This is a genomic window from Aminobacter sp. NyZ550 (genome assembly GCF_025628925.2).
Taxonomy (GTDB): Bacteria; Pseudomonadota; Alphaproteobacteria; order Rhizobiales; family Rhizobiaceae; genus Aminobacter; species Aminobacter ciceronei.
In genome coordinates this window covers 5,460,310-5,486,323 of the sequence record NZ_CP114190.1, presented here as the reverse complement: position 1 = coordinate 5,486,323, position 26,014 = coordinate 5,460,310, and the positions used below count along the sequence as shown (strand labels likewise).

Below are 26,014 nucleotides of genomic sequence, written 5' to 3'. Positions count from 1 at the left end.
ATGACGGACCAGGTTGTTAAATCGCTTACCGATCCGTCCTTCCTCATCGCGCTGCTCGTCGCGATCGCGGTGTTCGCGACTGTGTTCACCGTCCTGCCGTCGTTGAGCGGAAATCCGCTCAAGGGGCGCATGAAGGCGGTTGCCCTTGAGCGCGACGAGCTGCGCGCCAAGCAACGCATGCGCCTTGCCGCCGAAGCCGACCGCCGCCACAAGGGCCTGCGCGAGCAGCAGTCGATCGGTATGCGCAACATCGTCGAGCGGCTCGACCTGCGCCGGGCACTCGTCGACGAAGCGACGCTCAACAAGCTGAAGATCGCCGGTTTCCGCGGTCAGAACCCGCTGACGCGCTTCCTGTTCTTTCGTCTGGTCCTGCCGTTCGTCGGCCTGATGCTGGGCATACTCTACATCTTCGTGCTTGGCGCGTTCCCCGACAAGCCGTTCCTGATGAAGGTTTTCATCTGCATCGTTCTGGCATATGCCGGCTTCTACGCACCGGTGCTTTACGTCAACAACCGAGCCACCAAACGCAAGCAGTCGATCCAGGCGGCCTGGCCGGATGCGCTGGATTTGCTGTTGATCTGCGTCGAATCGGGCATGTCGGTGGAATCGGCGCTCCGCAAGGTTGCCGACGAGATCGGCGCGCAGTCTGTCGATCTCGCCGAGGAGTTCGTGCTCACCAATGCCGAGCTGTCCTACCTCACCGAACGCCGTCAGGCCTATGAAAACCTGGCCGGCCGTACAGGGCTTGATTCGGTCAAGTCCATCACCCAGGCGCTGATCCAGGCCGAGCGTTATGGCACGCCCGTCGCGCACGCGCTGCGCGTCCTGGCGGCCGAAAGCCGCGACATGCGCATGAACGCTGCGGAGAAGAAGGCGGCCGCACTGCCGCCCAAGCTCACCGTGCCGATGATCCTGTTCTTCCTGCCGGTGTTGTTTGCCGTCATCCTCGGCCCAGCCGGCATGCAGATCAGTGAGCGCGGCCTGATGGGCGACAAGCAGCAGTCAAGCAGCGAGTAGGGCAGCACCCTTCATCGAGGCACAAAAAAGCCGCGTCATGACGCGGCTTCTTGCATTGGGTCAGACGGTTCCGTCAGTTCTTCTTCGACTTGTCGTCCGCCTTGATCTGGTTCCATGCATTCTGCTGGGCCAGCATGCCCCTGAGGTAGCTGACATTGGCCTGCGCCTGCTCGGGCGAAAGCTCCTGGCTGGCAATCTGTTCGGCCTCGTCGAAGCGGCCCTGGAGCCCGACGGCAAGCGCCAGGTTCTGGCGCACGCGGCTGTCGGCGTCAGGCTGCGAAGCGGCCGAGCGGAGATAGGTCTCGGCCGATTTCAGGTCGCCTTCGAGCACATAGGACATGCCGAGATTGGACAGCACCGACGGTTCGTTCGGCTTGAGGTCGAGCGCCTTGCGATAGAGACCGCGCGCATCCTGGGTCTGGCCAAGCTGGTCGAGGATCGCGGCTTCCGCCGACACCAGCTTCCAGTCGGGATATTCAGGTGTCTGGGCGCGCCGCACGGCATCGAGCGCCGGCTGGAATTGTCCCGAGGCGGCGAGCGCCTTGCCATAGGCTGCGAGCACGTCGCGATCCTTGGGATAGCCGATGGCGAGCTTGCGCATCACCGCCAGCGACTGGTCGGTCTGACCCTTGATCTGCAACGCCGAGGCATATTGCAGTGCCACCGGCTTGTTGTTGGGGTCGCGGGCATAGGTCCGTCCGATCTGGTCGACGGAGCCGCCGATCGCACCCGTCGACATTGTGTCGACCGCTTTGCCGCGTCCGATCGAGCCGGTCGTCATCCTGGAGGCGCCGCAGCCGGCGACGCTTGCCATCAGCAGCGTCAGCAAAGCCATTCGGGCGAGGCGTTTTCCCGTTGCGTTCATCGAGCGATTGGTCAACATCGGCGACGGGTCTCCATTCGTTCGCGTGGCCGTTCACAGGCCATTTCCCGCTTTGGAGAAATATTCTGTTAACCCTAACGGATGGTTAAGAACGCCTGACGGCACAGCCATCCGAGACTGAAGGAAGCCGAAATGCCGGTCGAACTGTTCGAGCAAAAGCCCTCCGACGCACTGCCGATCCACCTTGTCGCCAAGGGCGGTCTCGAAAATGCCGGGCTCGCTGCTGACGTCTTGGCCTGGGCCAATGCCAACGGCTTCGCCGGCGAGGCTGGAAAGGTGCTGGCAATCCCCGGCGCGGATGGCAGGCTTGCCGGAGCGCTGTTCGGCATCGGCAATGGCGACAGCGGGCTTGCCTTCGGCGCGCTTGCGCGCAACCTGCCCGAAGGCAACTGGCACTTCCAGGGCGCGCCGGCGCGGCCTGAACTGGCAACATTGGGTGCTTCCCTCGGGGGCTATGTCTTTACCCGCTACGGCAAGAAGCCGGGCAGGGCGCTTGGCCTCGAACTGCCCGCCGGTGTCGACATGGCACGGCTGCACCGCATCGTTGATGCGGTGTTCCTCGTCCGCGACCTGGTCAATACGCCGACCAACGACATGGGCCCGTCGGCGCTCGAAGCCGCGGTGCGCAAACTCGCCGGCGTCCATGGCGCCGACGTCAAGGTGACGCTCGGCGACGACCTTCTCACGCACAACTTCCCGATGATCCATGCTGTCGGCCGCGCCTCCGACGATGCGCCGCGCCTGATCGACCTGAGCTGGGGTCCCCAGGATGCACCCAAGGTCACGCTGGTTGGCAAGGGTGTCTGCTTCGACACCGGCGGCCTCGACATCAAGCCGGCATCCAGCATGCTTCTGATGAAGAAGGACATGGGGGGCGCCGCCAACGTCCTCGGCCTCGCCTCGATGATCATGGCGGCCCGGCTCAACGTCCGGCTGCGCGTGCTCATCCCGGCGGTCGAGAACGCGATCTCGGCCAACGCCTTCCGGCCGGGCGACGTGCTGCAGAGCCGCAAGGGCATATCAGTCGAGATCGGCAACACCGACGCCGAGGGCCGGCTGGTGCTGGCCGATGCGCTCGCCCTTGCCGATGACGAGCAGCCGCAAATGCTGATCGACATGGCAACGCTGACGGGTGCCGCGCGGGTGGCGCTCGGCCCCGACCTGCCGCCTTTCTACACCGACGACGAAGCACTCGCTGCCGATCTTGCCGCCGCATCGGTCACCGTCGAGGACCCGATCTGGCGCATGCCTCTGTGGAAGCCTTATGATTCGAAGCTGTCGTCGAAGATCGCCGACATGAACAACGTCACCACGGACGGTTTCGCCGGCTCGATCACCGCCGCCCTGTTCCTCAAGCGCTTCGTCGAGAAGACGCCAGGCTGGGCGCATTTCGACATCTTCGCCTGGAACCCGAGCGATCGTCCGCACGGTCCGACCGGCGGCGAAGCCCAGGCCATCCGCGCGCTGGAAAAGGTCATTTCGGCACGGTTTGGGTGAAATTGCCCTCATCCTCACCCTGACCCGTGACGGTGGAGGGGCATCGGCGTAGCCGCTTATCCTTCTCCCCGTATTGCGGGGAGAAGGCGCTGGCAGGCGGATGAAGGGCGGTGCGAGATATCCGCCTTGCCCGCGTCGCAAATTCCTCATTAAATGAAACGGAACCGAAACAAATCTAATGGATGCTGGCGTCATGCCGATCGCGTTGCGTCCGAGCCAGTCGCTGAGACTGCTGCAGCAGTTTTCCCTGTCCGAGGTGCGCGACGACGCACCCGACCTGACTTTGCGCCAGATGGCGATCCTGCTCACCATTTATCTCGACCCGCCGCCGCACACGGTGCGCGGGTTGGCGGCTCGCCTTGGCGTCAGCAAGCCCGTTATCACTCGCGCCCTCGACACCATGGGCGCGCTCAAGCTGGTGTCGCGCCACCGCGACGAGAGCGACAAGCGCAACGTGCTCATCCGGCGCACTGTTGAAGGCGCGCTCTATGTCGAGCGATTGGGCGATGCTATCATTGCCAAAGCCATGGAGCTTCCGATTTGACCGCCCGCGACAGCCGCCTTCACGCCTTCCGACCCGATCTCGCCGACGCCCGCCTGCAAGGCGAGGTCACCGCCGAGCGCTTCGTCGCCGGCCGTCCGGCGCGCATTTCCGCATCGGTCGCCGACGTCCGCAAGGCACCGCGCCCCGATTCCGGCCTCAACACCCAGCTGCTTTTTGGCGACGAGGTCGTTGTCTTCGAGGAAACCGAAGGCTTTGCCTGGCTCCAGGCTGAGCGCGACGGTTATGTCGGTTATGTCTCGTCAGGCGATCTTGCACCACGCGGCGCGGAACCGACCCATGTTGTCACCGCCTTGCGCAGCTTCGTCTATCCAGGTCCAGACATGAAGTCTCCGCGCAATGGCCAGCTCTCCATCGGCTCGCAGGTCACCGTTACCGGCTTCGCCGAAACGCGCGGCACGCGCTACGGGCTGCTGCCGTCGGGCGAGGCCGTGGTGCTGCAGCACCTGGCGCCGCTCGGCACCAAATCAGACGATTTCGTCGCTGTTGCCGAAAGGCTGATCGACACGCCTTATCTTTGGGGCGGTTTCAGCGCCTTCGGCATCGATTGCTCGGGCCTCGTTCAGTTGTCGATGCGCATGACAGGCCGCAAGGTGCTGCGCGATTCCGACATGCAGGAGGCGTCGCTTGGCACCCCGGTCGATGCAGGTGCCGAATTTTCCCAGCTGCGGCGCGGCGACCTGGTCTTCTGGAAGGGCCATGTCGCAATCATGACCGATGGCGAAAACATGATCCACGCCAACGGCCACACCATGACCGTTGCCCGTGAAGGCCTGCGCCAGGCCATCGACCGCATCGGCTACCTCTATGGCGGTCCGACCAGCTTCCGGCGACCGTGAGGGGCAATCAGCTTCGGGCGGTTTCGGGCTTTGTGATCGTGGAGAAGCGCTCCGCGCCCTGCGTTTTCTTGCTTTGGCAATTGATGGGGCTTCGGGGCCGCAGTCATCCCGGAAACCGGAGCGCAACCGGACCATCGTCAAGCACGGCCGGGTCTTCGTCCCAGCGACCGTCATGAATGCATCCGCGAACCCAGACCCCCGGCCGCGCCGATCAATGGCTCCCGGGTCTCGCTGCGCTCGCCTGGGATGACGGGCGCGACTAGCTTGCCCACAAGGGGAGAAGTGACGGCGCCCTCAATAGCCGGCGTTGCGGTCGACCACGTTCTCCAGCGCAGCCCCGCGTTCAAAGGCTTCCATCTGGCTAAGCATCGGCGCCACCAGATGCGCGGGGTCGGAGGTCGCCGCCGCGTGCGGGGTGACGAACACCTTGGGGTGGTTCCACAGCGGGCTGGTCTTGGGCAAGGGCTCGACCTCGAACACGTCGAGGCTGGCTTCCTTCAGCGTGCCGTCGTCGAGCGCGCGCAGGATGTCGGCGTCGCGCTGCAGCTTGCCGCGCCCTGCATTGATCAGCACGGCTCCGCCGAGGCCGTTGCGCCGGCGCAGTTCCTTGAGCAAGCCATAATTGATGATGCCCTTGGTCGTGTCGGTCAGCGGCAACAGCACGACGAGGATGTCGGTCGCGTTGAGGAACGGCACCAGCCCGGCATCGCCGGCAAAAGTGTTGATGCCGGCTAGTTCCTGCGGCCGACGACTCCAGCCATTGATGCGGAAGCCGACTGCCTTGAGCACGTCGGCTGCGGCGCGACCGAGATTGCCCATGCCCATGATGCCGACGGAGATGTCCTCGGCTGGCCGCTGCGGCGGCTCGTGCCAGGCTTTCTTGGTCTGCTGGGCGCGGTAGAGCTGGCCCTGGCGATGATGGTCGAGCACCCGCCACAGCACATACTCGCTCATGTGCTGGCTGAGATTGTCGGCAACCACGCGCACGATCGGCACATCGGGCAGGCCGGGGTCGGCAAAGACGTGGTCGACGCCGGCGCCGATCGAAAAGATCGCCTTGAGGTTCGGCAGCTTGGCGAGCGTGCCCGGCTTCTGCTTCCACACAACCGCATAGTCGATCGAAGGGTCGGCAGCGCCATCGGGTTCGAGCACTACCTCGCGCTCCGCCGACAGCAGCTCATACCAGCGCTGCGGGTTGAACCCGGTGATCGAAAGAAGGATCTTGCCCTTGGCCTTGGTCGACATGCTCTTCCCTTGCGCCTGCTATTCGCTGACCACACCTGTCGGCGCCGTCTCGATCCGGAATGCCGCCGAGATCAGCGCCCGAGTGTAGTCGGTTTGCGGGCGCTCGAAAATCTGTTCGGAGGGTCCCGCCTCAACCACCTTGCCATTGCGCATGACGATAACCTCGTTGGCCAGCGCCCGCACCACCTTGAGGTCGTGGCTGATGAACAGATAGGCAAGGTCGTGCCTGGCCTGCAGGTTGCGCAGCAGGTCGACGACCTGTGCCTGCACGCTCATGTCGAGCGCCGAGGTCGGCTCGTCGAGCATGACGAAGCGCGGCTTGAGCACCATGGCGCGCGCAATGGCGATGCGCTGGCGCTGGCCGCCGGAAAACTCATGCGGATAGCGGAAGCGCGTTTCGGGATCGAGGCCGACTTCGCGCAGCACATCGACGACCTTCTGGTCGCGCTCGGCTGCCTTCAGCCGGGGCTCGTGGATCTTGAGCCCTTCCTCGATGATGTCGGCCACCGACATGCGCGGGCTGAGCGAGCCGAACGGGTCCTGGAACACGATCTGCATCTCGCGGCGCAGCGGGCGCATGGCGCCGAAGCTGAACTTGTCGATCTCGCGGCCTTCGAAATCGATCCGGCCCTGCGACGAGATCATGCGGGTCAAGGCAAGCCCCAGTGTCGTCTTGCCGGATCCGGATTCGCCGACGACGCCGACGGTCTGGCCAGCGCGCACCGCAACGTCGATGCCGTCGACGGCCTTCACGTGGTCGACGGTCTTGCGGAAAAAGCCTTGCTTGATCGGGAACCAAACCTTGACGTCCGAGCCCTGCATCACCGTCTTGGCCGACACGTCGACAACCGGCGGCTTGCCCTTCGGCTCGGCAGCCAGCAGGTGGCGCGTGTAGCTGTGCTGCGGATTGTCGAAAATCTCCTTCGTCGGCCCGCTTTCGACGATCTGGCCCTTGGTCATGACGCAGACCCGGTCGGCGATGCGCCGGACGATGCCGAGGTCATGGGTGATGAACAGCATCGACATGCCCTTGCGGGCCTTCAGTTTGGCGAGCAGCTCGAGAATCTGCGCCTGGACCGTGACGTCGAGCGCCGTCGTCGGCTCGTCGGCGATCAGCAGTTCCGGTTCGTTGGCTAGCGCCATGGCGATCATCACGCGCTGACGCTGGCCGCCGGAGAGCTGGTGCGGATAGGCGTCGAGGCGCTTCTTCGGGTCGCGGATGCCGACCTCCTCGAGCAGTTCGAGCGTGCGCGCCTTGGCCTGCCGCTCGCCCATGCCCTGGTGCAGCGACAGCACCTCGACGATCTGCTGCTCGATCGTGTGCAGCGGGTTGAGCGAGGTCATCGGCTCCTGGAAGATCATGGTGATCTTGTTGCCGCGCACCTTGCGCAATGCGTTCTCGTTCAGGGAGAGCAGGTCCTGGCCGCCAAACATCATCTTGCCCGACGGGTGGCTTGCCGGCGGATAGGGCAGGAGCTTGAGCACCGACAGGGCCGACACCGACTTGCCGGAACCCGATTCGCCGACCAGCGCCACCGTCTCGCCCTTGGCGATGTCGAAGGAGATGTGGTCGACGGCCTTTGTCGTTGTGCCGCCCTGGCTGAAGGCGACCGACAGGTCCTGGACGGAGAGGAGAGGGGCGGCGCTCACTTGAACGTCTTCCTTGGATCGAAGGCGTCGCGGGTCGCCTCGCCGATGAAGATCAGCAGCGACAGCATCACCGAGATGACGACGAAGCCGGACAAACCGAGCCACGGCGCGTTGAGATTGCGCTGGCCTTGCTTGAGCAGTTCGCCGAGCGAGGCCGAGCCGGGCGGCAGGCCGAAGCCGAGGAAGTCGAGCGACGTCAGCGTCGAGATCGAGCTGTTGAGGATGAAGGGCAGGAATGTCAGCGTCGCCACCATAGCGTTGGGCAGCAGGTGGCGGAAGATGATGGTGCGGTTGGGCACGCCGAGCGCTCGCGCGGCGTTGACGTATTCGAAATTGCGGGCGCGCAGGAACTCTGCCCGCACCACGCCGACCAGCGCCACCCAGGAAAACAGCAGCATCAGCCCAAGCAGGATGAAGAAGCCCGGCGGCAGGATCGCCGCGACGATCAGCAGCAGATAGAGCACCGGGATCGCCGACCAGATTTCGATGAAGCGCTGGAACAGAAGGTCAGTCCAGCCGCCGAAATAGCCCTGCATGGCGCCTGCGGTCACGCCGATCAGCGCCGAGCCGGCGGTCAGGATCAGGCCAAACAGCACCGAGATGCGGAAGCCGTAGATGACGCGGGCGAGCACGTCGCGGGCCTGGTCGTCGGTGCCGAGCCAGTTCCAGTTGCCAACAGTGCAGTTGGGATCGTCGACGCCAAGCGGATAGCGTTGGCACCGCACGTCCTTGGCATACATCCAGGACGGCTTGGCGGGTGCCGCCTCGGGGATTTCGTTGTTGGTGGTGCGGTAGGAATAGCGGACCGGCGGCCAGATCGCCCAGCCATTGGCCGCGATCGCCTCCTGCACCAACGAGATGCGGTAGTCGGTAACAGGCAGGAAGCCCTCGTCGCCGAGGAAGGTCTCCTCGCCATAGTCGCTGATAACAGGCGAGTAGAACTCGCCCTTGAAGCGGATCAGAAGCGGCCGGTCGTTGGCGATCAGTTCGGAGAACAGCGACAGCACGAACAGCACGAGGAAGATCCACAGTGACCAGTAACCGCGGCGGTTGGCCTTGAAGCTCAGCCAGCGCCGCTTGTTGATCGGCGAGAGCCAGGGCCGCTTGACCGGCACGGATACGGTGTCGACCGCCGACATCAGACGTCCCTCCGTTCGAAATCGATGCGCGGGTCGATCCAAGTGTAGAGCAGGTCGGAGATCAGGGCGACGAACAGCCCCATCAGCGAGAAGATGTAGAGATTGGCGAACACCACGGGGTAGTCGCGGTCGAGCACGGAACGGAAGCCGAGCAGGCCGAGCCCGTCGAGCGAGAAGATGTTCTCGATCAAGAGCGAGCCGGTGAAGAAGGCGGAGATGAAGGCACCCGGGAAGCCGGCGATGACGATCAGCATGGCATTGCGGAAGACATGGCCGTAGAGCACCCGGTGCTCGGACAGGCCCTTGGCGCGTGCGGTGACGACATATTGCTTGCGGATCTCGTCGAGGAACGAGTTCTTGGTCAGGAGCGTCGTGGTGGCGAAGGCCGACAGCACCAATGCCGTCAGCGGCAGCGCGAGGTGCCAGAGATAATCGAGCACCTTGCCGCCGAGCGACAACTGGTCGAAATTCTCGGAGGTCAGCCCGCGCAGCGGAAACCAGTCGAAGAACGAACCGCCAGCAAACAGCACCATTAACAGGATGGCGAACAGGAAGGCCGGGATGGCGTAGCCGATGATGATGATGCCGCTGGTCCAGATGTCGAAGCTCGAACCATCCTTGACCGCCTTGCGGATGCCGAGCGGGATCGAGATCATGTAGGACAGCAGCGTGATCCAGATGCCAAGCGAGATCGATACCGGCATCTTTTCGAGGATCAGGTCGAGCACCGAGACGTCACGGAAATAGCTCTCGCCGAAATCGAAGCGAACGTAGTTCCACAGCATCATGAAGAAGCGTTCGAGCGGCGGCTTGTCGAAGCCGAACTGCTTTTCAAGCTTGGCGATGAACTCGGGATCGAGGCCTTGCGCGCCGCGGTATTTGGACGAACCCTCGCCGCCTGCTGGATCGAAATTGGTGTTGCCGCCGAGATCGCCGCTGCTGCCCGACAGACGGTCGGCGGCGTCGCCGCCCTGGCCGGTCAGCTTGGCGATGACCTGCTCGACCGGTCCGCCCGGCGCGAACTGGATGACGGCAAACGAGATCGCCATGATGCCGAACAGGGTCGGGATCATCAGGAGGATGCGGCGGAGGATATAGGCGCCCATCAGGCGAAGCCCCTCGAACGGAGCGTGGGTTCAGTCCTAGAAATCTCAGGTCTTGCCAATACGTGCAGCCTTGTCCTTGTCGAACCACCACAGCGCCTCGACGGGAAAGCCGAAGTCCGGCTTCGGCTCCTTATAGCCGAACATGTCCCAGAAGGCGGCGCGGTGATTCGCCGAAAACCAATTTGGAATCCAGTCTTGCCGGGCGCGCAAGAGCCGGTCGAGCGCGCGCATGGCAACCGTCAGCGTTTCGCGATCCTTGGCCGCACCCACGGCGTCGATCAGCGCGTCGACGGCAGGATCGGCAGTGCCGGGCAGATTGGTCGAGCCCTGCAACTTGGCCGAGCGCGAGTGGAACAGCCCGTCGATCTCGTCGCGGCTGGGCGTCGCCGAAAACCCGGCCGCCGCCGAAATGGCATCGTAGTCGAAGCTTGTCTGCCGGGCCTGATACTGGGTCGAATCGACCAGGCGCAGCGTAGCCTCGATGCCGATCGCCTTCATGTTTTCAGCCCAGGGCGAGTACACACGCACGAAAGCGTCGTCGTCGACGAGGATTTCGAGCGTCAGCGCCTCGCCCTTGTCGTTGCGCAGCCTGCCATCCTTGCGGACCCAGCCGGCGTCGGAGAGCAGCTTCGAGGCCTGGCCGAGCAGCTTGCGGTCGCGGCCCGAACCGTCCGACGGCGGCTGCAGCACGGCTTCGCCGAAGGTCTCGTCGGGGATGCGGCCGCGGAACGGTTCGAGCAGCGCCAGTTCGGCTGGGGAGGGCAGGCCCTCGGCCTTGTAGGCCGATTTCTCGAATGTCGACTGCGAGCGTTCGTAGGAACCATAGAACAGGTTGCGCTTCGTCCATTCGAAATCGAAGCACAGGGCAATTGCCCGGCGCACGCGGGGATCGCGGAAACGCGCGCGGCGCTGGTTCAGCGCCATCGCCTGCATCGTTGGTCGCTTTTCGCTGGGAAACTCGCGCTTGATCACCTTGCCGGCCGTGAAGGCGGGGAAATCGTAGCCGGTGGCCCAGATGCGCGCCGTGGCTTCCTGGCGGAAATGGATGTCGCCTTTCTTGAAGGCTTCGAACGCTGCCTGCCGGTCCTGGTAGAATTCGACGCGGATGCGGTCGAAATTGTAGAGGCCGCGGCTGACCGGCAGGTCGCGGCCCCAATAGTCGGCGACGCGCTCGTATTCGATGGACTGGCCGGGCGACACGCGGCCGACCTTGTAGGGGCCTGAACCGAGTGGCGCCTTGAGCTCCGACGCGTCGAACGGGTGGGTCTCGAAGAAGGCTTTGGCCGGAATGGCGTAGGTCGCGACATCAAGGATGGTGCGGTCCGACTGCTTGCCGTCGAAGGTCAGCCGCAGCGTATGCGGGTCGAGCGCCTTCGCCTCCTTGAGATGGCTGAGCGGCAGAAGCAGGTTGGGATGCCCGTCCTTCTTGAACAGGTCGAAGGCAAAGACCGCGTCGTCGGCGGTGAACGGCGTGCCGTCGTTGAAGCGCGCCTCGGGCCGCAGCGCGAAGTCGAAGCTGTTGCGGTCGTCGGAAATCGTCACCGAACTGGCGAGCAGGCCGTAGATTGCATCGGGCTCGTCGATCGCCCGCACCATCAGTGAATCGTAGCAAAGCTCCATGCGCGGCGGCGCGTCGCCCCTGGCGACGAAGGTGTTGAGCGTGTTGAAGGTCAGCGGGCTCTGGTTGAAGTACCAGTAGTTCGGCGAAAAATTGAATGTGCCGCCCTTGGGCGCGTCGAGATTGACGAAGTCGAAATGGGTGAAGTCGGGGCCGTATTTCAGGTCGCCGAAGGCCGACAACCCGTGCAGTCCGGTGCCGGTCGGGCTCGCCGCGAAGGCGCGCCCCGGGATGAAGGGGGCGGCCGCTGCAGCTGCGCCGAGCGCGAGGAAGTCCCTGCGGGGGATGCGCGCGCTCAATTGACGCCCTTGTATTTGGCGGCCAGCGCCGCTTCCTTGTCCTTGTCGATCCACCATGAATTGATATCAGCGCCGATGAAGCCCGGCTGCTTGTCGGGAATGCCGAACTTGTTCCAGTAGGCCAGCCACAGCACCGAGCGGTGGTATTGCGGCACGACGTAATAGTTCCACAACAGCACGCGATCGAGCGCATGGGTGGCGGCCAAGAGGTCATCGCGGTCGGTGGCGAAGATGACGCGCTCGACCAGCGCATCGACGATAGGGTCGTTGATGCCCATGACATTGCGCGAACCGGGCTTGGCTGCGGCCTTCGACCCCCAGAAATCGCGCTGCTCATTGCCCGGCGACGACGACTGGTTGAGGATCGTCGTCGTCACGTCGAAATCGTAATTGTCGATCCGGTTGACGAACTGGCTGGTGTCGACCATGCGCAGCGTCGCATCGATGCCGAGCCGGCGCAGGCTATCGATGAAGGGGCTCGCTATGACCTCGTCGGTGGCGTCCTTGCCGAGGAATTCGATCTTGAACTGCTCGCCCTTGTCGTTCATCAGCTTGCCGCCCTTGGCGCGCCAGCCGGCCTCGGCGAACAGGCCGATCGCCTGACGGAGATACTGCCGCTCGGCCTGCGGCGTGTCGTAGACCGGCAGCTTGAACTCCTCGGTGAACAGCTCCGGCGGCAGCTTGTCCTTGTACTGCGTCAACAGCTCCAGTTCCTTGCCGGCGGGCAAGCCGCTCGAGGCCAGGTCCTGGCCCTGGAAATAGCTGTTCGTGCGGGTGTTGAGCCCGAAGAACAGGGTTCGGTTCATGTATTCGAAATTGTAAGCCAGCGTCAGCGCCTGCCTGACGCGGCGATCCTGGAACTGCGGGCGGCGTAAATTGAGCGCATAGCCTTGGAATGGCTCGCCCGAGGTCGTCTTGAATTCCTTCTTGATGACGTCACCTGCCTGGAGGGCGGGGAAATTATACTGCGTCGACCAGCGCCGCGAGCTGTTCTCCGGCTTGATGTCCTCCAGGCCGCCCTTCTTGAAGGCTTCCCATTCGGCGTTGTCGTCGAGGAAGTAAGCGTAGCGGCGCTTGTCGAAGTTGTTGCGCCCGACATTGACCCCGACATTTGCGCCCCAATAGTCGGGCACGCGGGTCCAGACGATCTCGGTGCCCGGTTTGAAGCTCTCGACCTTGTAGGCGCCCGAGCCCAACGGAATCTCGAGCGTCGGCCGGGTGATGTCGCGCTTCTTGCCCGCAGCGTCGGTTCCTTCCCACCAGTGCTTGGGCAAGACCACCAGGTCGCCCATGATCTTGGGCAGTTCCCGGTTGCCTTTCTGGTTGAAGCGGAAGGTCACCTCGCGTTCGCCCGTCGCCACCGCCTCGGTCACGTTGACGTAGTACTGGCCATATTGCGGGCTGTTGGCCTTCAGGACATTGAAAGACCAGATGACATCATCGGTCGTGATCGGCTGGCCGTCATGCCATTTGGCGCGCGGGTCGAGCCGATAGGTCGCGTAGGAGTAGTCTGCCGGAAACTTGTAGGCATCGGCGATCATCGGGTGGCTGGTGCTGGGCTCGTCTATCGACTGTTCCATCAGCGTTTCATAGATCAGTCCGCCGCCAAAGCCGACGAAACCGGCTGCCGGCAAGCCCTTGATGATGTAGGGATTGAAGCTGTCGAAGGTGCCCGGCGTCGTCGAGTTCAGCGTGCCGCCCTTGGGCGCGTTCGGATTGACGAAATCGTACTGCTTGAAATCCTGGCCGTATTTGGAAACGCCGTTCAGGGTTGACGAGGTCTGCCATTCCTGGGCGTTGGCAGGTGCCGTCGACAGGGCCGCAACGGCGAGACCTGCAATCGCAAGAAACCTGGTCAGGCAAGCCTTCATCAAAATCCCCTTCGCCCGGTGCTTCGCGACACTCTAATTCATTCCCGGCGCATGGAAACCGGCCGTTCGACAAATGTCGCCTTATGTTTGCGCCAGGCAACAAAAAAGCCGGGCTAAACCCGGCTTTTTCAAGATGCGAAGATTACAAATCGCTTAGTGAGCGGTGGCCGGAGCGGCGCCCTCTGCAGGAGCCGCAGGGGCTGCGCCTTCAGCCGGAGCTGCGGCAGGCGTGGCGGCCGGAGCAGCGTCAGCCGCGGGCATCGGTGCCGGGCTGTCCGACTGCGAATTCAGGTAGGCGATCAGGTTTGCGCGCTCGTCATCCTTCTTGATGCCGGCGAAGCCCATCGCGGTGCCCTTGATGTAGCCCTTGGGCGACGCCAGGAAGTGGTTGAGGTGCTCGAAGTCCCAGACGACCTTGCCGCCTTCCGAGAATTCCTTCATCGAGCCCGAATAGCCGAAGCCCTCATGCGAGGCGATCGGACGGTTGACCACGCCCCACAGGTCCGGACCGACCTTGTTCGGGCCGCCCTTCTCGATCGAGTGGCAGGCAGTGCACTTCTTGAACACGGCGGCACCCGCCTCGGCGTTGGCGCTGGCCAGGAGCTGGGCGATCGGTACGGCAGCTGGAGCAGCCTCGCCGCCGCCGGCACCTGCGCCGCCTTCTTCAGCGGCTTCGATGGCAAAGCCGGGCTTCTCTGGAACCGGGGCTGCGAAGATCGCGTCCGACACCAGCGAGATGGAGAACACCACAAAGGCAGTACCCAGCAGACCGCCAAGCACCTTGTTCATTTCAAATGAGTCCATACGCCCCTGGCTCCCTTATCCGGCCGATCACCATCCTCTGCGATCGCTGCCGTTCGTCGGTATCGTCTGTCGCCCGGCTGGCCGGGTCAAATCGCGCGGAAACTAGGTCTTTTGCTTGCCGGTTGCAACACCTATAAGGGCCCTTCCAGTGAGACCTTTTGACACTTTCCAACACCATTTAGAAACAGTCGCCAAGCCATGTCCACCCTTGTCCTGATCCCCGCCCGCATGGCCTCGACACGCTTGCCGGGCAAGCCATTGGCCGACATCGCCGGCCGGCCGATGATCGTCCACGTAGCGGCCCGCGCGTCCGAATGCGGGCTCGGCCGCGTGGTCGTGGCGACCGACAGCGACATGGTCGCGGAAACGGTGCGGGCGCACGGCTTCGAGGCGGTCATGACACGCGCCGACCATGAGTCGGGTTCGGACCGCATCTTCGAGGCACTGACGACGCTCGATCCGAAGGGTACGGTCGACATGGTCGTCAATGTCCAGGGTGACCTGCCGACGATCGATCCCGCGATCATCCAGGCAGCACTTCGGCCGCTGGAGGACGAGTCGGTCGACATCTCGACACTCGGTGTCGAAATCACCCGCCACGAGGAAAAGGTCGATCCCAACGTTCCCAAGATCATCGGTTCGCCACTGTCGGCCGGGCGGATGAGGGCACTCTACTTCACCCGTGCGACGGCGCCCTGGGGCGACGGCCCGCTCTATCATCATGTCGGGCTCTATGTTTACCGCCGCGCAGCGCTCGAACGCTTCGTCGGGCTCGGCCCGTCGCCGCTGGAAAAGCGCGAGCGTCTCGAGCAACTGCGCGCGCTGGAAGCCGGCATGCGCATCGACGTCGAAATCGTCGACACCGTGCCGCTGGGCGTCGACACGCCGGAGCATCTTGAACGCGCGCGCGAACTTCTCTCGAACTAGAACAGACAGGCCGACCATGCCGACGACGACCAACAAGATTTCCTTCCAGGGCGAGCCGGGCGCCAATTCCGACACCGCCTGCCGCAACATGTTCCCCGACATGGAGCCGCTGCCCTGCGCGACCTTCGAAGATGCCTTCAACGCGGTGGAGACCGGCAAGGCCGATCTCGCCATGATCCCGATCGAGAACACGATCGCCGGCCGTGTCGCCGACATCCATCACCTGTTGCCTGAATCGAAGCTGCACATCGTCGGCGAGTATTTCCTGCCGATCCATTTCCAGCTGATGGTCCTGCCGGGCGTTCAGCGTTCCGAGATCAAGACCGTCCACAGCCACATCCACGCGCTCGGCCAGTGCCGCAAATACATCCGCAAGAACAGCTGGAAGCCGGTGATCGCCGGTGACACCGCGGGTGCCGCCAAGCTGGTGTCCGAGGTCAAGGACCGGACGATGGCGGCGCTCGCGCCGCGTCTCGCCGCCTCGCTCTATGGCCTGGACATACTGGAAGAGAATGTCGAGGACACCGACAGCAACGTCACGCGCTTCGTCGTCCTGACCAAGAACAAGCAGTGGGTCGAGCGTCCGAGCCAGGATGCCAAGATGATGACGACCTTCATGTTCCGCGTCCGCAACGTACCGGCGGCGCTGTACAAGGCGATGGGCGGCTTCGCCACCAACGGCGTCAACATGACCAAGCTGGAGAGCTACCAGCTTGGCGCCTTCACTGCGACGCTGTTCTACGCCGACATCGAGGGCCATCCGGAGGACCCGGGTGTCACCCACGCGCTGGAGGAGCTGCGCTTTTTCTCACGCGAGGTGCGCATCCTCGGCGTCTACCCGGCGAGCGATTCCCGCGAGGCGTGGCAGGTCGCCGACTGAGCATTTCAGTCAGCCCTCGTCCGCCCGGGCGTGGATGAGCTGGTAGGCGATGGCATGTCCCGGCGGCACCCCGGAGCTCGCCGGGATGGGTGCCGGCGCGCAACCGCAGGACCTCCGCCAGGCCACTATCGTCTCGTCTCACCACAGATTGAATTGTGCGTTCGCTACACCTGGCGCAGCATCGGCTGGCTAGGACAAGCCCATGGGCACGGCTGCCATCCAGGGAGAATTGTGGGGCGCCAAGGCGCGCGACTGGGCCGAAGTCCAGGAACCCGCATGGCGGCCGGTGTTCGAAAATGTCACGACGCTGGTCGGCGTCGGGCGAGGTAAGAGGCTGCTCGATGTCGGCTGCGGCGCCGGTGGATTGCTAAGTCTTGCGCGAGAGCGTGGCGCGGCCGTCGCAGGCCTCGACGCGTCGGAAGCGCTGGCGGCCATCGCACGACAGCGCTTGCCTGACGCCAGCATCGAAGTCGGCGAGATGGAGGAATTGCCCTTCGTCGACGGCGCCTTCGACATCGTGACTGGCATCAACGCTTTCCAGTTCGCAGGCGACATGGTCCGCGCCCTAAGCGAGGCGGCTCGGGTTTGCCACGGCCGCGGCATTGTTTTCATGCTGGTTTGGGGCCAGCGCGACAAGAGCCAGTTGCAGCTGGCAGCGATGAGCGCTCTCGGGCCGTTGCTGCCGCCTTCGCCCGCATCTGCTGTGCCACCGCTTTCGAACCCCGGGGTGATCGAGACGTTCATGAGCAGGGCCGGGCTTGAGCCGATCGATGACGGGCAACTTGACGCCACCATCGTCTTCCCCGGTAAGGACATAGCTTTGCGAGCCTTCGCTTCGGCCGGGATTGTCACGCGCGCCGAACGCCATTCGGGGGCCGACAGAGTCCGGGACGCGCTGGTCGATGCCATTGCGCCCTATGCACGCGCAGATGGTCAGGTCGCGCTCGCCAATCAGTTTCGCTGGGTGAAGGCGAGGCCTGCGCCCTAGTCGCTCTCCGCCCAGGTGCGGATGAGCTGGTGCGCGATGGCATGTCCCGGCGGCACCCTGAGCTCGCCGGGATGGGTGCCGGCGAGCATCTGCAGGACCTCCGCCCGGGGGAACCAGCGGCAGTCCTCAAGTTCGTCGGTGTCCCTTGAAATGTCCTCGTTCAGCGCCTCGCCATAGCAGCCGATCATCAGAGAGTAGGGGAACGGCCAGGGCTGGCTCGAATGGTAGACGACGCGACCGAGCCGGATGCCGGCTTCCTCGAGCGTTTCGCGCCGCACCGCCGCCTCGATGGTTTCGCCCGGCTCGATGAAGCCGGCGAGCGCCGAATAGACACCCGGCGCGAAATGCCGGCCGCGCCCCATCAGGCACTTGTCGCCCGACACCGTCAGCATGATGGCGACGGGGTCGGTGCGCGGGAAATGCTCGGTACCGCATCCCGTGCAGTGGCGCTTGTAGCCGCCGGCGCGCATTTCGGTTGCAGCACCACAGCGGCCACAGAAGCGGTGGCTGGCATGCCAGGCAAGCAGTGCCGCGCCCTGCGCCAGGGCGCCGAGACCGGCTTCGTCGGTCAGGCGTTGCGCCAGAATCGAGCGGAAGTCGATGGATTTGATGTGCTCCGGTAGGCCCTCCTGCTCCGCAGCGACGGGCAGGGCCAGCATGGCGATGTCGTCAGCGCGGCCGAGCAGGATCGCCTCGCCGGTCCCAGCCCCCAGCGCCTCGGCTGCCGCGCGCGAGAAATAGGGGGTGGCCGACCCGCCGCTGAAATCGAGCAGCAACCGCCCTTGCGCGACCAGAATCAGTCTCGCGCCGGGTTCGGCGAGGGCCTTCACAGCCGAATCGTCGCTGCGCTTTTCCGACTGGCGGTCGATGATGTTGCCGGAGAAGCCGAGGAAATGGCTGGCTTCACGCTGGGGGGCGTCGAACAGTCTGAAAGGCATCTGGAACTCTGGTGTGCGTCAGGGCAGCGTTATAGAGCCGACTTGATGCTCTCGGCAAACCGGTGGAGATCGTCGCGGCGATAGGGCTGGCGCACGCCATGGCCCCAGACCGGGCCGGGCCAGCCGGGATCGCCCTCGGTGCGCGCGACGACGTGAAAATGCAGTTGCCGCACGATGTTGCCGAGCGCGCCGCTGTTGATCTTGGCGCAGCCGGTTGCACGCTTCAGCGCATGCGCCACCATGTTGCTCTCGAAGGTCAGCATCGCCTGGTCGAGCGGGGTCAGGTCATGGATTTCCTCGACGCCGGGGCGCTGCGGCACCAGCACCAGCCAAGGCCAGCGCTGGTCGTTCATGACGCGCAATTCGCAAAGGCCGAGCCACATCAGCGGTTCGCTGTCGGCGTCGAGACGCGAATCCAGCGTAAACCCGGCCTTGAGCCCCGAAATCATTGGCGTTTCCCTTGTTTGATCGAAGGCTAGAGTGTGGCTGTCACGGCTGCAAGCGAATCATTGAAAAGGTTGGCCCTGAAACGTTGGCGCAGTGACGCACCGCGCGTTGCACCGATATGCTATGCGTCGAACGTCAGCGGAGATGCGCAATGTTTGCCGGTCAGCTTGCTCTGGTTCTCGCGGCCGCCTTTGCCGGTGCGGCATTCTACATCAATTTCGCCGAACAGCCCGCACGGCTTGGCCTCGACGACAAAAATCTGCTTGCCCAGTGGAAGCCGAGCTATGCCGCCGGCTTCACCATGCAGGCGAGCCTGGCATTCGCCTCCGGCATGCTCGGCCTTCTCACCGCCTGGCTGACCGCGGATTGGCGCTGGGTGGTGGGCGCCGCGCTGATGCTTGCCAATTGGCCCTATACGCTGCTTGGTATCATGCCGACCAACAAGCGCATCGAGGCTATACCGAACGAAGAGGGCGGTGTCGCATCCCGCAGGCTGATCGTGCATTGGGGCACGCTGCATGCGCTGCGCACCGGCCTCGGCATCGCGGCAACGCTTTCCTATCTCTGGGCGCTGAATTCCGGCGGTGCCTGATCGCCGCATCAACATGTCGCCCAAGGCTCTTGCAATTGGTGCGGCAATTGCCGATATGGAGGTTGGGAGGTTGGTGGTGGACGATCCACTCGCCAACCGGGTCAGGTCCGGAAGGAAGCAGCCCTAACGAGCCCGGAACGGGTCATTGTTCCAGCCTCCCGCCTCTTCGCCCTTCTCCGCGTCATTGACGGCGTTGCGCCGTGCGGGCGAAACTCGTTTCGCGGAATCGGCCCTCGTGGCCGTGGCAGGGGCGCCAATATCAACGGGCGAACGGGGCGGATGAGCGAAGCCGGACAGACCGATAAGACCAAGGACGGCGCCTATCGCGTTCTCGCACGCAAGTACCGTCCGGCGGATTTCACCGCACTCGTCGGCCAGGAGCCGATGGTCCAGACGCTCACCAACGCCTTTTCCTCGGGTCGTATCGCCCAAGCCTGGATGCTGACCGGCGTCCGCGGTGTCGGCAAGACCACCACCGCCCGCATCTTGGCGCGCGCGCTCAACTACAAGACCGCTGACATTGACCGCCCCTCGGTCGACCTGTCGGTGCTCGGCGAGCACTGCCAGTCGATCATGGAAGGACGCCACGTCGACGTCATCGAGATGGACGCCGCGTCCCACACCGGCATCGACGACATCAGGGATATCATCGACCGTGTCCGCTATGCGCCCGTGTCGGCGCGCTACAAGGTCTACATCATCGACGAGGTGCACATGCTCTCGACGCAGGCTTTCAACGGCCTGCTGAAGACGCTGGAAGAGCCGCCGCCCCACGTCAAGTTCATCTTCGCCACCACTGAAATCCGCAAGGTTCCGATCACGGTGCTGTCGCGCTGCCAGCGCTTCGACCTGCGCCGTATCGACGCCGGCAAGCTTGTCGGGCATCTCCGCAACATTGCCCGGCAGGAAGGCATTTCGGTCGAGGACGACGCGCTTGCCATGGTCGCGCGCGCGGCAGAGGGCTCGGCGCGCGATTCTTTGTCCATCCTCGACCAGGCCATTGCCCATGGCGGCGGTACGGTGACCACGGAAGCTGTACGCGCCATGCTCGGCCTTGCCGACCGGGCGCGGGTGGTCGACCTGTTCGAAAACATCATGAAGGGCGACATCGCCGCTGCCCTTGGCGAGCTGCGCGCCCAGTACGATACCGGCGCCGACCCGGTGGCTGTGCTCAACGATCTTGCCGAATTCACCCATCTGGTCACCCGCCTGCGCTTCGTGCCGTCGGCGGCCGACGACGCCTCGCTGTCCGAGGACGAGCGCAAGCGCGGCGTGGAATTCGCCCAGGCCTTGTCGGTGCGTGTGCTGTCGCGTGCCTGGCAGATGCTGCTCAAGGGCATTCCCGAGGTGCAGTCGTCCAATCGTCCGGTCAGTGCCGCCGAGATGGTGTTGATCCGGCTGGCGCATGCCGCCGATCTGCCCACTCTCGACGAGGCATTGAAATCCCTCGGCGACGCGCCGCCGCCGCCTTCCGGCGCACCGCGCAATGGCGGCATGCCCGCTGGCGGCGGCAATGGCGGAGGCGCTTCGGCCGTGTCGCAGGCGCGCATGCCGGTCAGCAATGGCGGCGGCCAGGCGATGCGCCTGGTTGAAAGCGCGCCAGCGCCTACGGCCTTTGTCGCGCCGACGCCGACGCCGGCGCCGGAACCGGTTGTCGATGCCGTGCCTGTGCGCACCATCGCCGAACTCGCGAACCTTGCCGAAGCCAATCGCGAAATGGCCTTCAAGGTGCTGATCCGCCGTGCCGTGCGCCCGGTGCGCATCGAGCCCGGCCATATCGAATGCAGCCTGACTTCGGACGCCCCGCGTACCTTCCTCAACGATCTGACGGTGAAGCTGAAGGCCTGGACCGGACGTCACTGGATGGTGTCGCTGTCCAAGGAAGAAGGCGGGCCGACGCTTGCCGAGATCGAGGCGACCAAGCGCGAAGTCGCGCTGACAGACGCCAAGGCGGACCCGACGGTGGCGGCGATCCTGGCGCGCTTTCCCGGCGCCAAGATCATCGACGTGCGGCTGCCGACAACACCGGATGCGCCCGATATCGATACCGACACCGAGTTGCAGCCCGATCCGGGCATCGGTCTCGACAATGACGACGACGACCCGTTCTGAGACGACCCGTTCTGAGACGAAAGGACAAAGACGATGAAGGATCTCCTCGGCCTGATGGGCAAGGCGAAGGAAATGCAGGCCAAGCTGCAGGCCATGCAGGAAGAAGTTGCCCTGCTCGAAGCCACCGGCCAGTCCGGCGGCGGCCTCGTGACGGTAACCCTGTCCGGCAAGTCGGAAATGAAGGCGCTGAAGATCGATCCGTCGCTGCTTAGGGAAGGCGAGGGCGAGATCCTCGAGGACCTGATCGTCGCCGCGCATAACGATGCCAAGGCCAAGGTCGAGGCGACGATGCAGGAAAAGACCAAGGCGCTGACCGCCGGCCTGCCGATCCCGCCCGGCATGAAGCTGCCGTTCTGAGAATAGGCAATAGCGAGTAGCCAATGGCGGTGCGGCGCTTGAGGTTCAGGCGCCGTTCCTGATCTATCTGTTCACTGTTCTCCTAGAATCTGGTCACGACGCTGATCCCCAGTCCTTCGAACCGGTCCATGGCCATCAGCGCCGCCGGGGCGTCGTCGAGGCTGATGTGCTTGCCGACCAGCAATTGCGGGGCAAGCTTGCCTGCCTCGATCATCTGCATCATCGCCTCGTAGCGGAACGCCTGCATGCCGTGGCTGCCGAGGATTTCGAGTTCATGGGCGATCACCTTGCCCATCGGGATCCTGGGATCAGCATGGTCGCCGAGCATCAGCCCGACCTGGACGTGGCGGCCACGCCGGCGAAGGTTGGCGATCGAGTTGTAGCAGGTGGCGGGATGGCCGAGCGCGTCGAGCGACAGATGCGCACCGCCCGCCGTGAGCTCGCGCACCGCGCCGACGACATCGGTCTCGCGTGAGGCATTGATCGTCGCCACCGCACCCATTTTCCTGGCAAAGTCGAGCTTCTCATCCGAGAGGTCGATGGCGATTGCATTGGCGCCCGACGCTGCCGCGATCATGATCGCCGACAGGCCGACACCGCCGCAGCCGTGCACTGCCACCCATTCGCCTGGCTTGACACGGCCCTGGTCGACGACGGCGCGGAACGAGGTGATGAAGCGGCAGCCGAGGCTGGCTGCGGTGACGAAATCCATGCTGTCGGGCAGCCGCACCAGGTTGGTGTCGGCGAAATCGACAGCGACATATTCGGCGAACGAACCCCAGGCGGTGAAGCCCGGCTGGAACTGGTGTTCGCAGACCTGGTGATTGCCCGAGGTGCATTCAAAGCAGCGTCCGCAGCCGCCGACGAAGGGCACGGTGACGCGGTCGCCGGCCTTCCAGCGCGTGACCTGCCGGCCGGCGGCGACGACGACGCCGGCGAGTTCGTGGCCCGGCACATGCGGAAGGGTGATGTCGGCGTCGTGCCCCATCCAGCCATGCCAGTCGCTGCGGCAGAGCCCGGTGGCCTCGACCTTGATCACCACGCCGCCGGGTGCAGGCGCTGGTTCGGCGACAGTCTGGACCTTCGGCGGTTGCCCAAATTGTTCGAACAGCACGGCTTTCATGGTCGCCTCCAACTGATTTTCGGCCGCCACGATGCGTGCCTTTGCCTGTCATTGACCTGACCATAACGACCGGCCGTCGCAGAGGCGAGCCCGGCCAGGAGGCGCTGTCTGCCGCTCGGCCATCATTTTGCCCGAAACGGGCGCATTCTTGCTGCAATCTGGGGACGTGGCGGGCTTACGAGAGGGGCGCTTTTGATCGCCAAAAATTGGAAGATGCCGATTTTGGTCGGCGTCGTCGCCTCGCCGTTCATCGTTTCCGGGTGCACCACCAGCAAGCTCGCTGACGGGATCACCACGAGCTCGGTCCGTTCGGGTTCCTACGCCTATTCGGCGAAGGACAAGGAATGCCTGGCGCGCGCGATGTTCTTCGAATCCAACCGCTCGAGCCGCGATGGCCTCGTTGCCGTCGGCAGTGTCGTCATGAACCGGCTCAAGTCGGGCGAATATGGTGACACTGTCTGCGGCGTCGTCGGCCAGAAGGGCCAGTTCGCGCCCGGCGTGCTGTCGCGGCCGATGAATTCGCAGGCACTGCCCGACGTGCAGGCGGCAGCAGAATCCGTGCTCAAGGGCGAGCGCCACCCCAAGGTGAAGCCAGAGGTGATGTTCTTCCATACCGCCGGGCTGAAGTTCCCCTACAAGAACATGCACTACACCACAGTTGCCGGCGGCAATGCGTTTTACGAGAAGCGTAGCCGGCGCAAGCTGCCCGTGGCCGAGCCGGACACGATGGTCGCTTCCGCCGCACAGCCGACGCTGCCGGGCGTCGTCGAGCAGCAGCCGACCACGGTCGCTTCTGCCGGCTCCGACGCGGCGTTGGCCAGCGCGATGTCGTTTCAGGCGACACCGGAAAACGCCGACGCGATCGGCGCGCTCATTGCGAGCCAGGAACGGCCGATGGAATGAGGGATAGCGAATAGTCAGTAGCGAGTGGAGGAAAGAGGCGGCGGCCGCTCCTCGGCCCACTATTCACTACTCACCATTGCCTAGTCGTTTTATATCGCTTCCATGTCCAAGCGAATCGCCGGTCCCGAGATCGAACGCCTGATCCAGCTTCTGGCCAAGGTGCCGGGGCTCGGCCCGCGTTCGGCCCGCCGCGCCGCCCTTCACCTGATCAAGAAGAAAGAACAACTGCTGGCGCCGTTGGCCGCCGCCATGGGCGAGGCGGTCGACAAGGTCAGGGTGTGCTCGACCTGCGGCAATGTCGACACCTCCGATCCGTGCATGATCTGCACCGATCCACGCCGCGACCCCACCACCATCATCGTCGTCGAGGACGTGTCCGACCTCTGGGCGCTGGAGCGGGCCGGCGCGATGAATGCGAAATTCCATGTGCTCGGCGGCACGCTGTCGCCGCTCGACGGCGTCGGCCCCGACCAACTGACCATCAGGCAACTGGTCACCCGCATCGCCGAGGGCGGGGTCAGCGAGGTGATCCTGGCCGTCAACGCCACCGTCGAGGGCCAGACGACCGCGCATTATCTGACCGACCAGCTCTCCGGTTTCGACGTCAAGGTGACGAGGCTGGCGCATGGTGTGCCGGTCGGCGGCGAGCTCGATTATCTCGACGAGGGCACGCTGTCGGCCGCATTGAAGTCGCGGACTGTGTTTTGACGTAATTGGCTTGCAGGGAGGCTGGATGAGACTTTCGGCATTGTATTCGCCTCTTCGCACCCTCTGGCCTGCCGGCCTCCCGCGCAAGGTGGGAGAACAGCTGTCGCCACCGTCTCCGCCATTCACCAACATCGCAGAAAGAGCGGCGAGCCCGAAGCTGCCGATCTCCCCCCTTGCGGGGGAGATGGCCGGCAGGCCAGATGGGGGTGCGAAGAGGCGCGCCGTTTCCGTCTTGGCTACCCTTGCCGCCGCGCTAATCGCCTTCGCCGCCCCCGCTTCCGCCGCCAGGATCGACGACCAGTTCCAGGCCTGGCTCGCCAAGGACCTCTGGCCCGAAGCCAAGGCCAAGGGAATCTCCAAAGCGACGTTCGACGCTGCGTTCCAGGGCGTGTCGCCCAATCTCAAACTGCCCGATCTCGTGCTCCCCGGCGAAAAGCCGAAGACACCGAAGAAACAGCACCAGGCCGAGTTCGGCTCGCCCGGCAACTACTTCTCCGAAAAGACGCTCGGTGCCGTCACCTCAGGCGGGCGCGCGCGGGCGGGCGCAAATGCGAAGACACTCGCTGCGATCGAAAAGCGTTTCGGCGTGCCAGGCGGCGTGGTGCTGGCGATCTGGGGGCGCGAGTCGGGCTTCGGTGCCGCCAAGATGCCGTACGATGCCTTCGAGGTTCTCGGCACCAAGGCCTTCCTGGCGACCCGCAAGGAGATGTTCCGCAAGGAGTTGCTGGCCGGTTTGGAGATGGTCGAACGCGGGCTGGTCAGTCGCAAGGCAATGCGCTCGTCCTGGGCTGGTGCACTCGGCCAGCCGCAGTTCCTGCCGACCTCGTTCCTGAAGCATGCCGTGGATTTCGACGGCGACGGCCGCGCCGACATCTGGAACTCGACGCCTGACACGCTGGCCTCCATCGCCAACTATCTCGTCCATTATGGCTGGGCAAAGGGCCGCGACTGGGGTTTCGAGGTGTCGCTGCCGGAGAGCGTCACCTGTGCTCTGGAAGGCCCCGACCAAGGCAAGAAGATCTCGGACTGGGCCGCGATGGGTATCACCCGCGTTGGCGGCAAGCCGTTCCCTCAGAATGAGGCACGGGCCGAGGGTTTCCTGATGATGCCGGCGGGGCGCAACGGCCCGGCCTTCATTGTCACGCCCAATTTTTATGTGCTCAAGGAATACAACGAGAGCGACGTCTACGCGCTGTTCATCGGCCACGGCGCCGACCGGATCGCGTCCGGCGACCGACGTTTCGTGGGCAACTGGGGCAAGGTCGACGGGCTCTACCGCTCTGACGTCGCCACGATGCAGCGCGGCCTGGAAAAGCTCGGCTACGACGTCGGCGGCGCCGACGGTCTGCCGGGCTTCAAGACGCGCCGGTCGATCGGCGACTGGCAGGCGAAGAATGGCCGTGCGGCGACATGTTTTCCCGACAAGGGCCTCCTCGAGGCGATGCGGTAATTTCCTTCGCACCGTTTACGGGAGAAGGTGGCCCGAAGGGCCGCATGAGGGGACGGTGC

The 26,014-nt window shown here is 64.3% G+C and carries 24 protein-coding genes and 1 other RNA gene; 14 read left to right on the top strand and 11 right to left on the bottom strand.

Annotated elements, in window-relative coordinates; all coding sequences use genetic code 11:
* Positions 1-1,017 carry a type II secretion system F family protein gene (locus N7E70_RS27250; RefSeq protein WP_067965719.1) on the top strand — a complete coding sequence of 339 codons (1,017 nt, stop codon included), beginning with the start codon at positions 1-3 and terminating at the stop codon, positions 1,015-1,017.
* Positions 1,018-1,090: 73 nt separating this feature from the next.
* Here the strand turns inward: N7E70_RS27250 and N7E70_RS27245 are convergent, their stop codons facing one another.
* The gene (locus tag N7E70_RS27245; protein ID WP_154385929.1) at positions 1,091-1,900 is read right to left on the bottom strand and encodes a tetratricopeptide repeat protein; all 810 of its coding nucleotides are present in this window, start codon (positions 1,898-1,900) and stop codon (positions 1,091-1,093) included.
* Between the two features lie 132 nt (positions 1,901-2,032).
* On the opposite strand from N7E70_RS27245, the gene N7E70_RS27240 reads away from it, so the two are divergent.
* The 3 genes from N7E70_RS27240 to N7E70_RS27230 all read left to right on the top strand — a co-directional run bounded on the left by N7E70_RS27240 (position 2,033) and on the right by N7E70_RS27230 (position 4,798).
* The gene (locus tag N7E70_RS27240) at positions 2,033-3,397 is read left to right on the top strand and encodes a leucyl aminopeptidase family protein (protein WP_263008156.1); all 1,365 of its coding nucleotides are present in this window, start codon (positions 2,033-2,035) and stop codon (positions 3,395-3,397) included.
* 193 nt (positions 3,398-3,590) lie between these two features.
* Positions 3,591-3,941: a MarR family winged helix-turn-helix transcriptional regulator gene (locus N7E70_RS27235; protein ID WP_067967155.1), complete on the top strand. Its 351-nt coding sequence runs from the start codon at positions 3,591-3,593 to the stop codon at positions 3,939-3,941.
* Complete coding sequence (locus N7E70_RS27230) at positions 3,938-4,798, top strand: C40 family peptidase (protein ID WP_263008155.1); 861 nt, start codon at positions 3,938-3,940, stop codon at positions 4,796-4,798. Before N7E70_RS27235 ends, N7E70_RS27230 begins: the two co-directional genes overlap by 4 nt.
* A gap of 294 nt (positions 4,799-5,092) precedes the next feature.
* On the opposite strand, the gene N7E70_RS27225 is transcribed toward N7E70_RS27230, so the two are convergent.
* The 7 genes from N7E70_RS27225 to N7E70_RS27195 all read right to left on the bottom strand — a co-directional run bounded on the left by N7E70_RS27225 (position 5,093) and on the right by N7E70_RS27195 (position 14,530).
* Positions 5,093-6,043 (bottom strand): 2-hydroxyacid dehydrogenase, encoded by a 951-nt coding sequence (locus tag N7E70_RS27225; protein WP_067965711.1) that lies wholly within the window; start codon positions 6,041-6,043, stop codon positions 5,093-5,095.
* An 18-nt stretch (positions 6,044-6,061) separates the two neighbouring features.
* A complete protein-coding gene (locus N7E70_RS27220; protein WP_067965709.1) occupies positions 6,062-7,693 on the bottom strand; it encodes an ABC transporter ATP-binding protein in 1,632 nt (543 codons plus the stop codon).
* A complete protein-coding gene (locus N7E70_RS27215; protein ID WP_067965707.1) occupies positions 7,690-8,832 on the bottom strand; it encodes an ABC transporter permease in 1,143 nt (380 codons plus the stop codon). The genes N7E70_RS27220 and N7E70_RS27215 overlap by 4 nt, the downstream gene beginning before the upstream one ends.
* Positions 8,832-9,938 carry a microcin C ABC transporter permease YejB gene (locus N7E70_RS27210; RefSeq protein ID WP_263008154.1) on the bottom strand — a complete coding sequence of 369 codons (1,107 nt, stop codon included), beginning with the start codon at positions 9,936-9,938 and terminating at the stop codon, positions 8,832-8,834. Before N7E70_RS27210 ends, N7E70_RS27215 begins: the two co-directional genes overlap by 1 nt.
* 45 nt (positions 9,939-9,983) lie before the next feature.
* On the bottom strand, positions 9,984-11,855 hold the full coding sequence (locus N7E70_RS27205; RefSeq protein ID WP_263008153.1) for an extracellular solute-binding protein: 1,872 nt from the start codon (positions 11,853-11,855) through the stop codon (positions 9,984-9,986).
* Positions 11,852-13,726: an extracellular solute-binding protein gene (locus tag N7E70_RS27200; RefSeq protein WP_263008152.1), complete on the bottom strand. Its 1,875-nt coding sequence runs from the start codon at positions 13,724-13,726 to the stop codon at positions 11,852-11,854. The genes N7E70_RS27205 and N7E70_RS27200 overlap by 4 nt, the downstream gene beginning before the upstream one ends.
* 153 nt (positions 13,727-13,879) lie before the next feature.
* Positions 13,880-14,530 (bottom strand): c-type cytochrome, encoded by a 651-nt coding sequence (locus tag N7E70_RS27195; protein WP_263008151.1) that lies wholly within the window; start codon positions 14,528-14,530, stop codon positions 13,880-13,882.
* A 198-nt stretch (positions 14,531-14,728) separates the two neighbouring features.
* On the opposite strand from N7E70_RS27195, the gene N7E70_RS27190 reads away from it, so the two are divergent.
* From N7E70_RS27190 to N7E70_RS27180, 3 genes are all read left to right on the top strand, one after another.
* Positions 14,729-15,457: a 3-deoxy-manno-octulosonate cytidylyltransferase gene (locus N7E70_RS27190; protein ID WP_263008150.1), complete on the top strand. Its 729-nt coding sequence runs from the start codon at positions 14,729-14,731 to the stop codon at positions 15,455-15,457.
* Between the two features lie 16 nt (positions 15,458-15,473).
* Positions 15,474-16,337 (top strand): prephenate dehydratase, encoded by an 864-nt coding sequence (locus tag N7E70_RS27185; protein WP_067965694.1) that lies wholly within the window; start codon positions 15,474-15,476, stop codon positions 16,335-16,337.
* Between the two features lie 202 nt (positions 16,338-16,539).
* Positions 16,540-17,325, top strand: a complete 786-nt coding sequence (locus N7E70_RS27180; protein WP_263008149.1) for a class I SAM-dependent methyltransferase — start codon at positions 16,540-16,542, stop codon at positions 17,323-17,325.
* On the opposite strand, the gene nudC is transcribed toward N7E70_RS27180, so the two are convergent.
* Together nudC and N7E70_RS27170 are read right to left on the bottom strand one after the other, a co-directional pair.
* Positions 17,322-18,263, bottom strand: a complete 942-nt coding sequence (gene nudC, locus N7E70_RS27175) for an NAD(+) diphosphatase (RefSeq protein ID WP_263008148.1) — start codon at positions 18,261-18,263, stop codon at positions 17,322-17,324. The two genes, N7E70_RS27180 and nudC, sit on opposite strands and share 4 nt — an antisense overlap.
* Before the next feature lie 29 nt (positions 18,264-18,292).
* Positions 18,293-18,712: an HIT domain-containing protein gene (locus N7E70_RS27170; RefSeq protein WP_067965687.1), complete on the bottom strand. Its 420-nt coding sequence runs from the start codon at positions 18,710-18,712 to the stop codon at positions 18,293-18,295.
* A 149-nt stretch (positions 18,713-18,861) separates the two neighbouring features.
* Here N7E70_RS27170 and N7E70_RS27165 point away from each other — a divergent pair, with 149 nt between their 5' ends.
* The 4 genes from N7E70_RS27165 to N7E70_RS27150 all read left to right on the top strand — a co-directional run bounded on the left by N7E70_RS27165 (position 18,862) and on the right by N7E70_RS27150 (position 21,771).
* Positions 18,862-19,302, top strand: coding sequence for a DUF1772 domain-containing protein (locus tag N7E70_RS27165; protein ID WP_067965685.1), 441 nt, complete (start codon positions 18,862-18,864; stop codon positions 19,300-19,302).
* Positions 19,303-19,367: 65 nt separating this feature from the next.
* Positions 19,368-19,464, top strand: an RNA gene (gene ffs / locus N7E70_RS27160) — signal recognition particle sRNA small type.
* 117 nt (positions 19,465-19,581) lie between these two features.
* Positions 19,582-21,414: a DNA polymerase III subunit gamma/tau gene (locus N7E70_RS27155; RefSeq protein WP_263008147.1), complete on the top strand. Its 1,833-nt coding sequence runs from the start codon at positions 19,582-19,584 to the stop codon at positions 21,412-21,414.
* Positions 21,415-21,447: 33 nt separating this feature from the next.
* A complete protein-coding gene (locus N7E70_RS27150) occupies positions 21,448-21,771 on the top strand; it encodes a YbaB/EbfC family nucleoid-associated protein (RefSeq protein WP_067965675.1) in 324 nt (107 codons plus the stop codon).
* An 82-nt stretch (positions 21,772-21,853) separates the two neighbouring features.
* Here the strand turns inward: N7E70_RS27150 and N7E70_RS27145 are convergent, their stop codons facing one another.
* A complete protein-coding gene (locus N7E70_RS27145; protein ID WP_154385921.1) occupies positions 21,854-22,894 on the bottom strand; it encodes a zinc-dependent alcohol dehydrogenase family protein in 1,041 nt (346 codons plus the stop codon).
* 213 nt (positions 22,895-23,107) lie between these two features.
* On the opposite strand from N7E70_RS27145, the gene N7E70_RS27140 reads away from it, so the two are divergent.
* The 3 genes from N7E70_RS27140 to N7E70_RS27130 all read left to right on the top strand — a co-directional run bounded on the left by N7E70_RS27140 (position 23,108) and on the right by N7E70_RS27130 (position 25,955).
* Positions 23,108-23,797 carry a cell wall hydrolase gene (locus N7E70_RS27140; RefSeq protein ID WP_246340908.1) on the top strand — a complete coding sequence of 230 codons (690 nt, stop codon included), beginning with the start codon at positions 23,108-23,110 and terminating at the stop codon, positions 23,795-23,797.
* Positions 23,798-23,899: 102 nt separating this feature from the next.
* Positions 23,900-24,505 (top strand): recombination mediator RecR, encoded by a 606-nt coding sequence (recR, locus tag N7E70_RS27135; RefSeq protein ID WP_067965671.1) that lies wholly within the window; start codon positions 23,900-23,902, stop codon positions 24,503-24,505.
* A 184-nt stretch (positions 24,506-24,689) separates the two neighbouring features.
* The gene (locus N7E70_RS27130; protein ID WP_154385919.1) at positions 24,690-25,955 is read left to right on the top strand and encodes a lytic murein transglycosylase; all 1,266 of its coding nucleotides are present in this window, start codon (positions 24,690-24,692) and stop codon (positions 25,953-25,955) included.
* Positions 25,956-26,014 lie beyond the last annotated feature (59 nt).

Bases quoted from the DNA above. Each gene is read 5' to 3' on its own strand.
- recR (WP_067965671.1), top strand. From the start codon at position 23,900: ATGTCCAAGCGAATCGCCGGTCCCGAGATCGAACGCCTGATCCAGCTT.
- N7E70_RS27215 (WP_067965707.1), bottom strand. From the start codon at position 8,832: ATGTCGGCGGTCGACACCGTATCCGTGCCGGTCAAGCGGCCCTGGCTC.
- N7E70_RS27235 (WP_067967155.1), top strand. From the start codon at position 3,591: ATGCCGATCGCGTTGCGTCCGAGCCAGTCGCTGAGACTGCTGCAGCAG.
- N7E70_RS27170 (WP_067965687.1), bottom strand. From the start codon at position 18,712: ATGATTTCGGGGCTCAAGGCCGGGTTTACGCTGGATTCGCGTCTCGAC.
- N7E70_RS27245 (WP_154385929.1), bottom strand. From the start codon at position 1,900: ATGTTGACCAATCGCTCGATGAACGCAACGGGAAAACGCCTCGCCCGA.
- N7E70_RS27180 (WP_263008149.1), top strand. From the start codon at position 16,540: ATGGGCACGGCTGCCATCCAGGGAGAATTGTGGGGCGCCAAGGCGCGC.
- N7E70_RS27200 (WP_263008152.1), bottom strand. From the start codon at position 13,726: ATGAAGGCTTGCCTGACCAGGTTTCTTGCGATTGCAGGTCTCGCCGTT.
- N7E70_RS27250 (WP_067965719.1), top strand. From the start codon at position 1: ATGACGGACCAGGTTGTTAAATCGCTTACCGATCCGTCCTTCCTCATC.
- N7E70_RS27195 (WP_263008151.1), bottom strand. From the start codon at position 14,530: ATGGACTCATTTGAAATGAACAAGGTGCTTGGCGGTCTGCTGGGTACT.
- N7E70_RS27190 (WP_263008150.1), top strand. From the start codon at position 14,729: ATGTCCACCCTTGTCCTGATCCCCGCCCGCATGGCCTCGACACGCTTG.
- nudC (WP_263008148.1), bottom strand. From the start codon at position 18,263: ATGCCTTTCAGACTGTTCGACGCCCCCCAGCGTGAAGCCAGCCATTTC.
- N7E70_RS27140 (WP_246340908.1), top strand. From the start codon at position 23,108: ATGCCGATTTTGGTCGGCGTCGTCGCCTCGCCGTTCATCGTTTCCGGG.
- N7E70_RS27225 (WP_067965711.1), bottom strand. From the start codon at position 6,043: ATGTCGACCAAGGCCAAGGGCAAGATCCTTCTTTCGATCACCGGGTTC.
- N7E70_RS27130 (WP_154385919.1), top strand. From the start codon at position 24,690: ATGGCCGGCAGGCCAGATGGGGGTGCGAAGAGGCGCGCCGTTTCCGTC.
- N7E70_RS27155 (WP_263008147.1), top strand. From the start codon at position 19,582: ATGAGCGAAGCCGGACAGACCGATAAGACCAAGGACGGCGCCTATCGC.
- N7E70_RS27185 (WP_067965694.1), top strand. From the start codon at position 15,474: ATGCCGACGACGACCAACAAGATTTCCTTCCAGGGCGAGCCGGGCGCC.
- N7E70_RS27165 (WP_067965685.1), top strand. From the start codon at position 18,862: ATGTTTGCCGGTCAGCTTGCTCTGGTTCTCGCGGCCGCCTTTGCCGGT.
- N7E70_RS27145 (WP_154385921.1), bottom strand. From the start codon at position 22,894: ATGAAAGCCGTGCTGTTCGAACAATTTGGGCAACCGCCGAAGGTCCAG.
- N7E70_RS27210 (WP_263008154.1), bottom strand. From the start codon at position 9,938: ATGGGCGCCTATATCCTCCGCCGCATCCTCCTGATGATCCCGACCCTG.
- N7E70_RS27240 (WP_263008156.1), top strand. From the start codon at position 2,033: ATGCCGGTCGAACTGTTCGAGCAAAAGCCCTCCGACGCACTGCCGATC.
- N7E70_RS27150 (WP_067965675.1), top strand. From the start codon at position 21,448: ATGAAGGATCTCCTCGGCCTGATGGGCAAGGCGAAGGAAATGCAGGCC.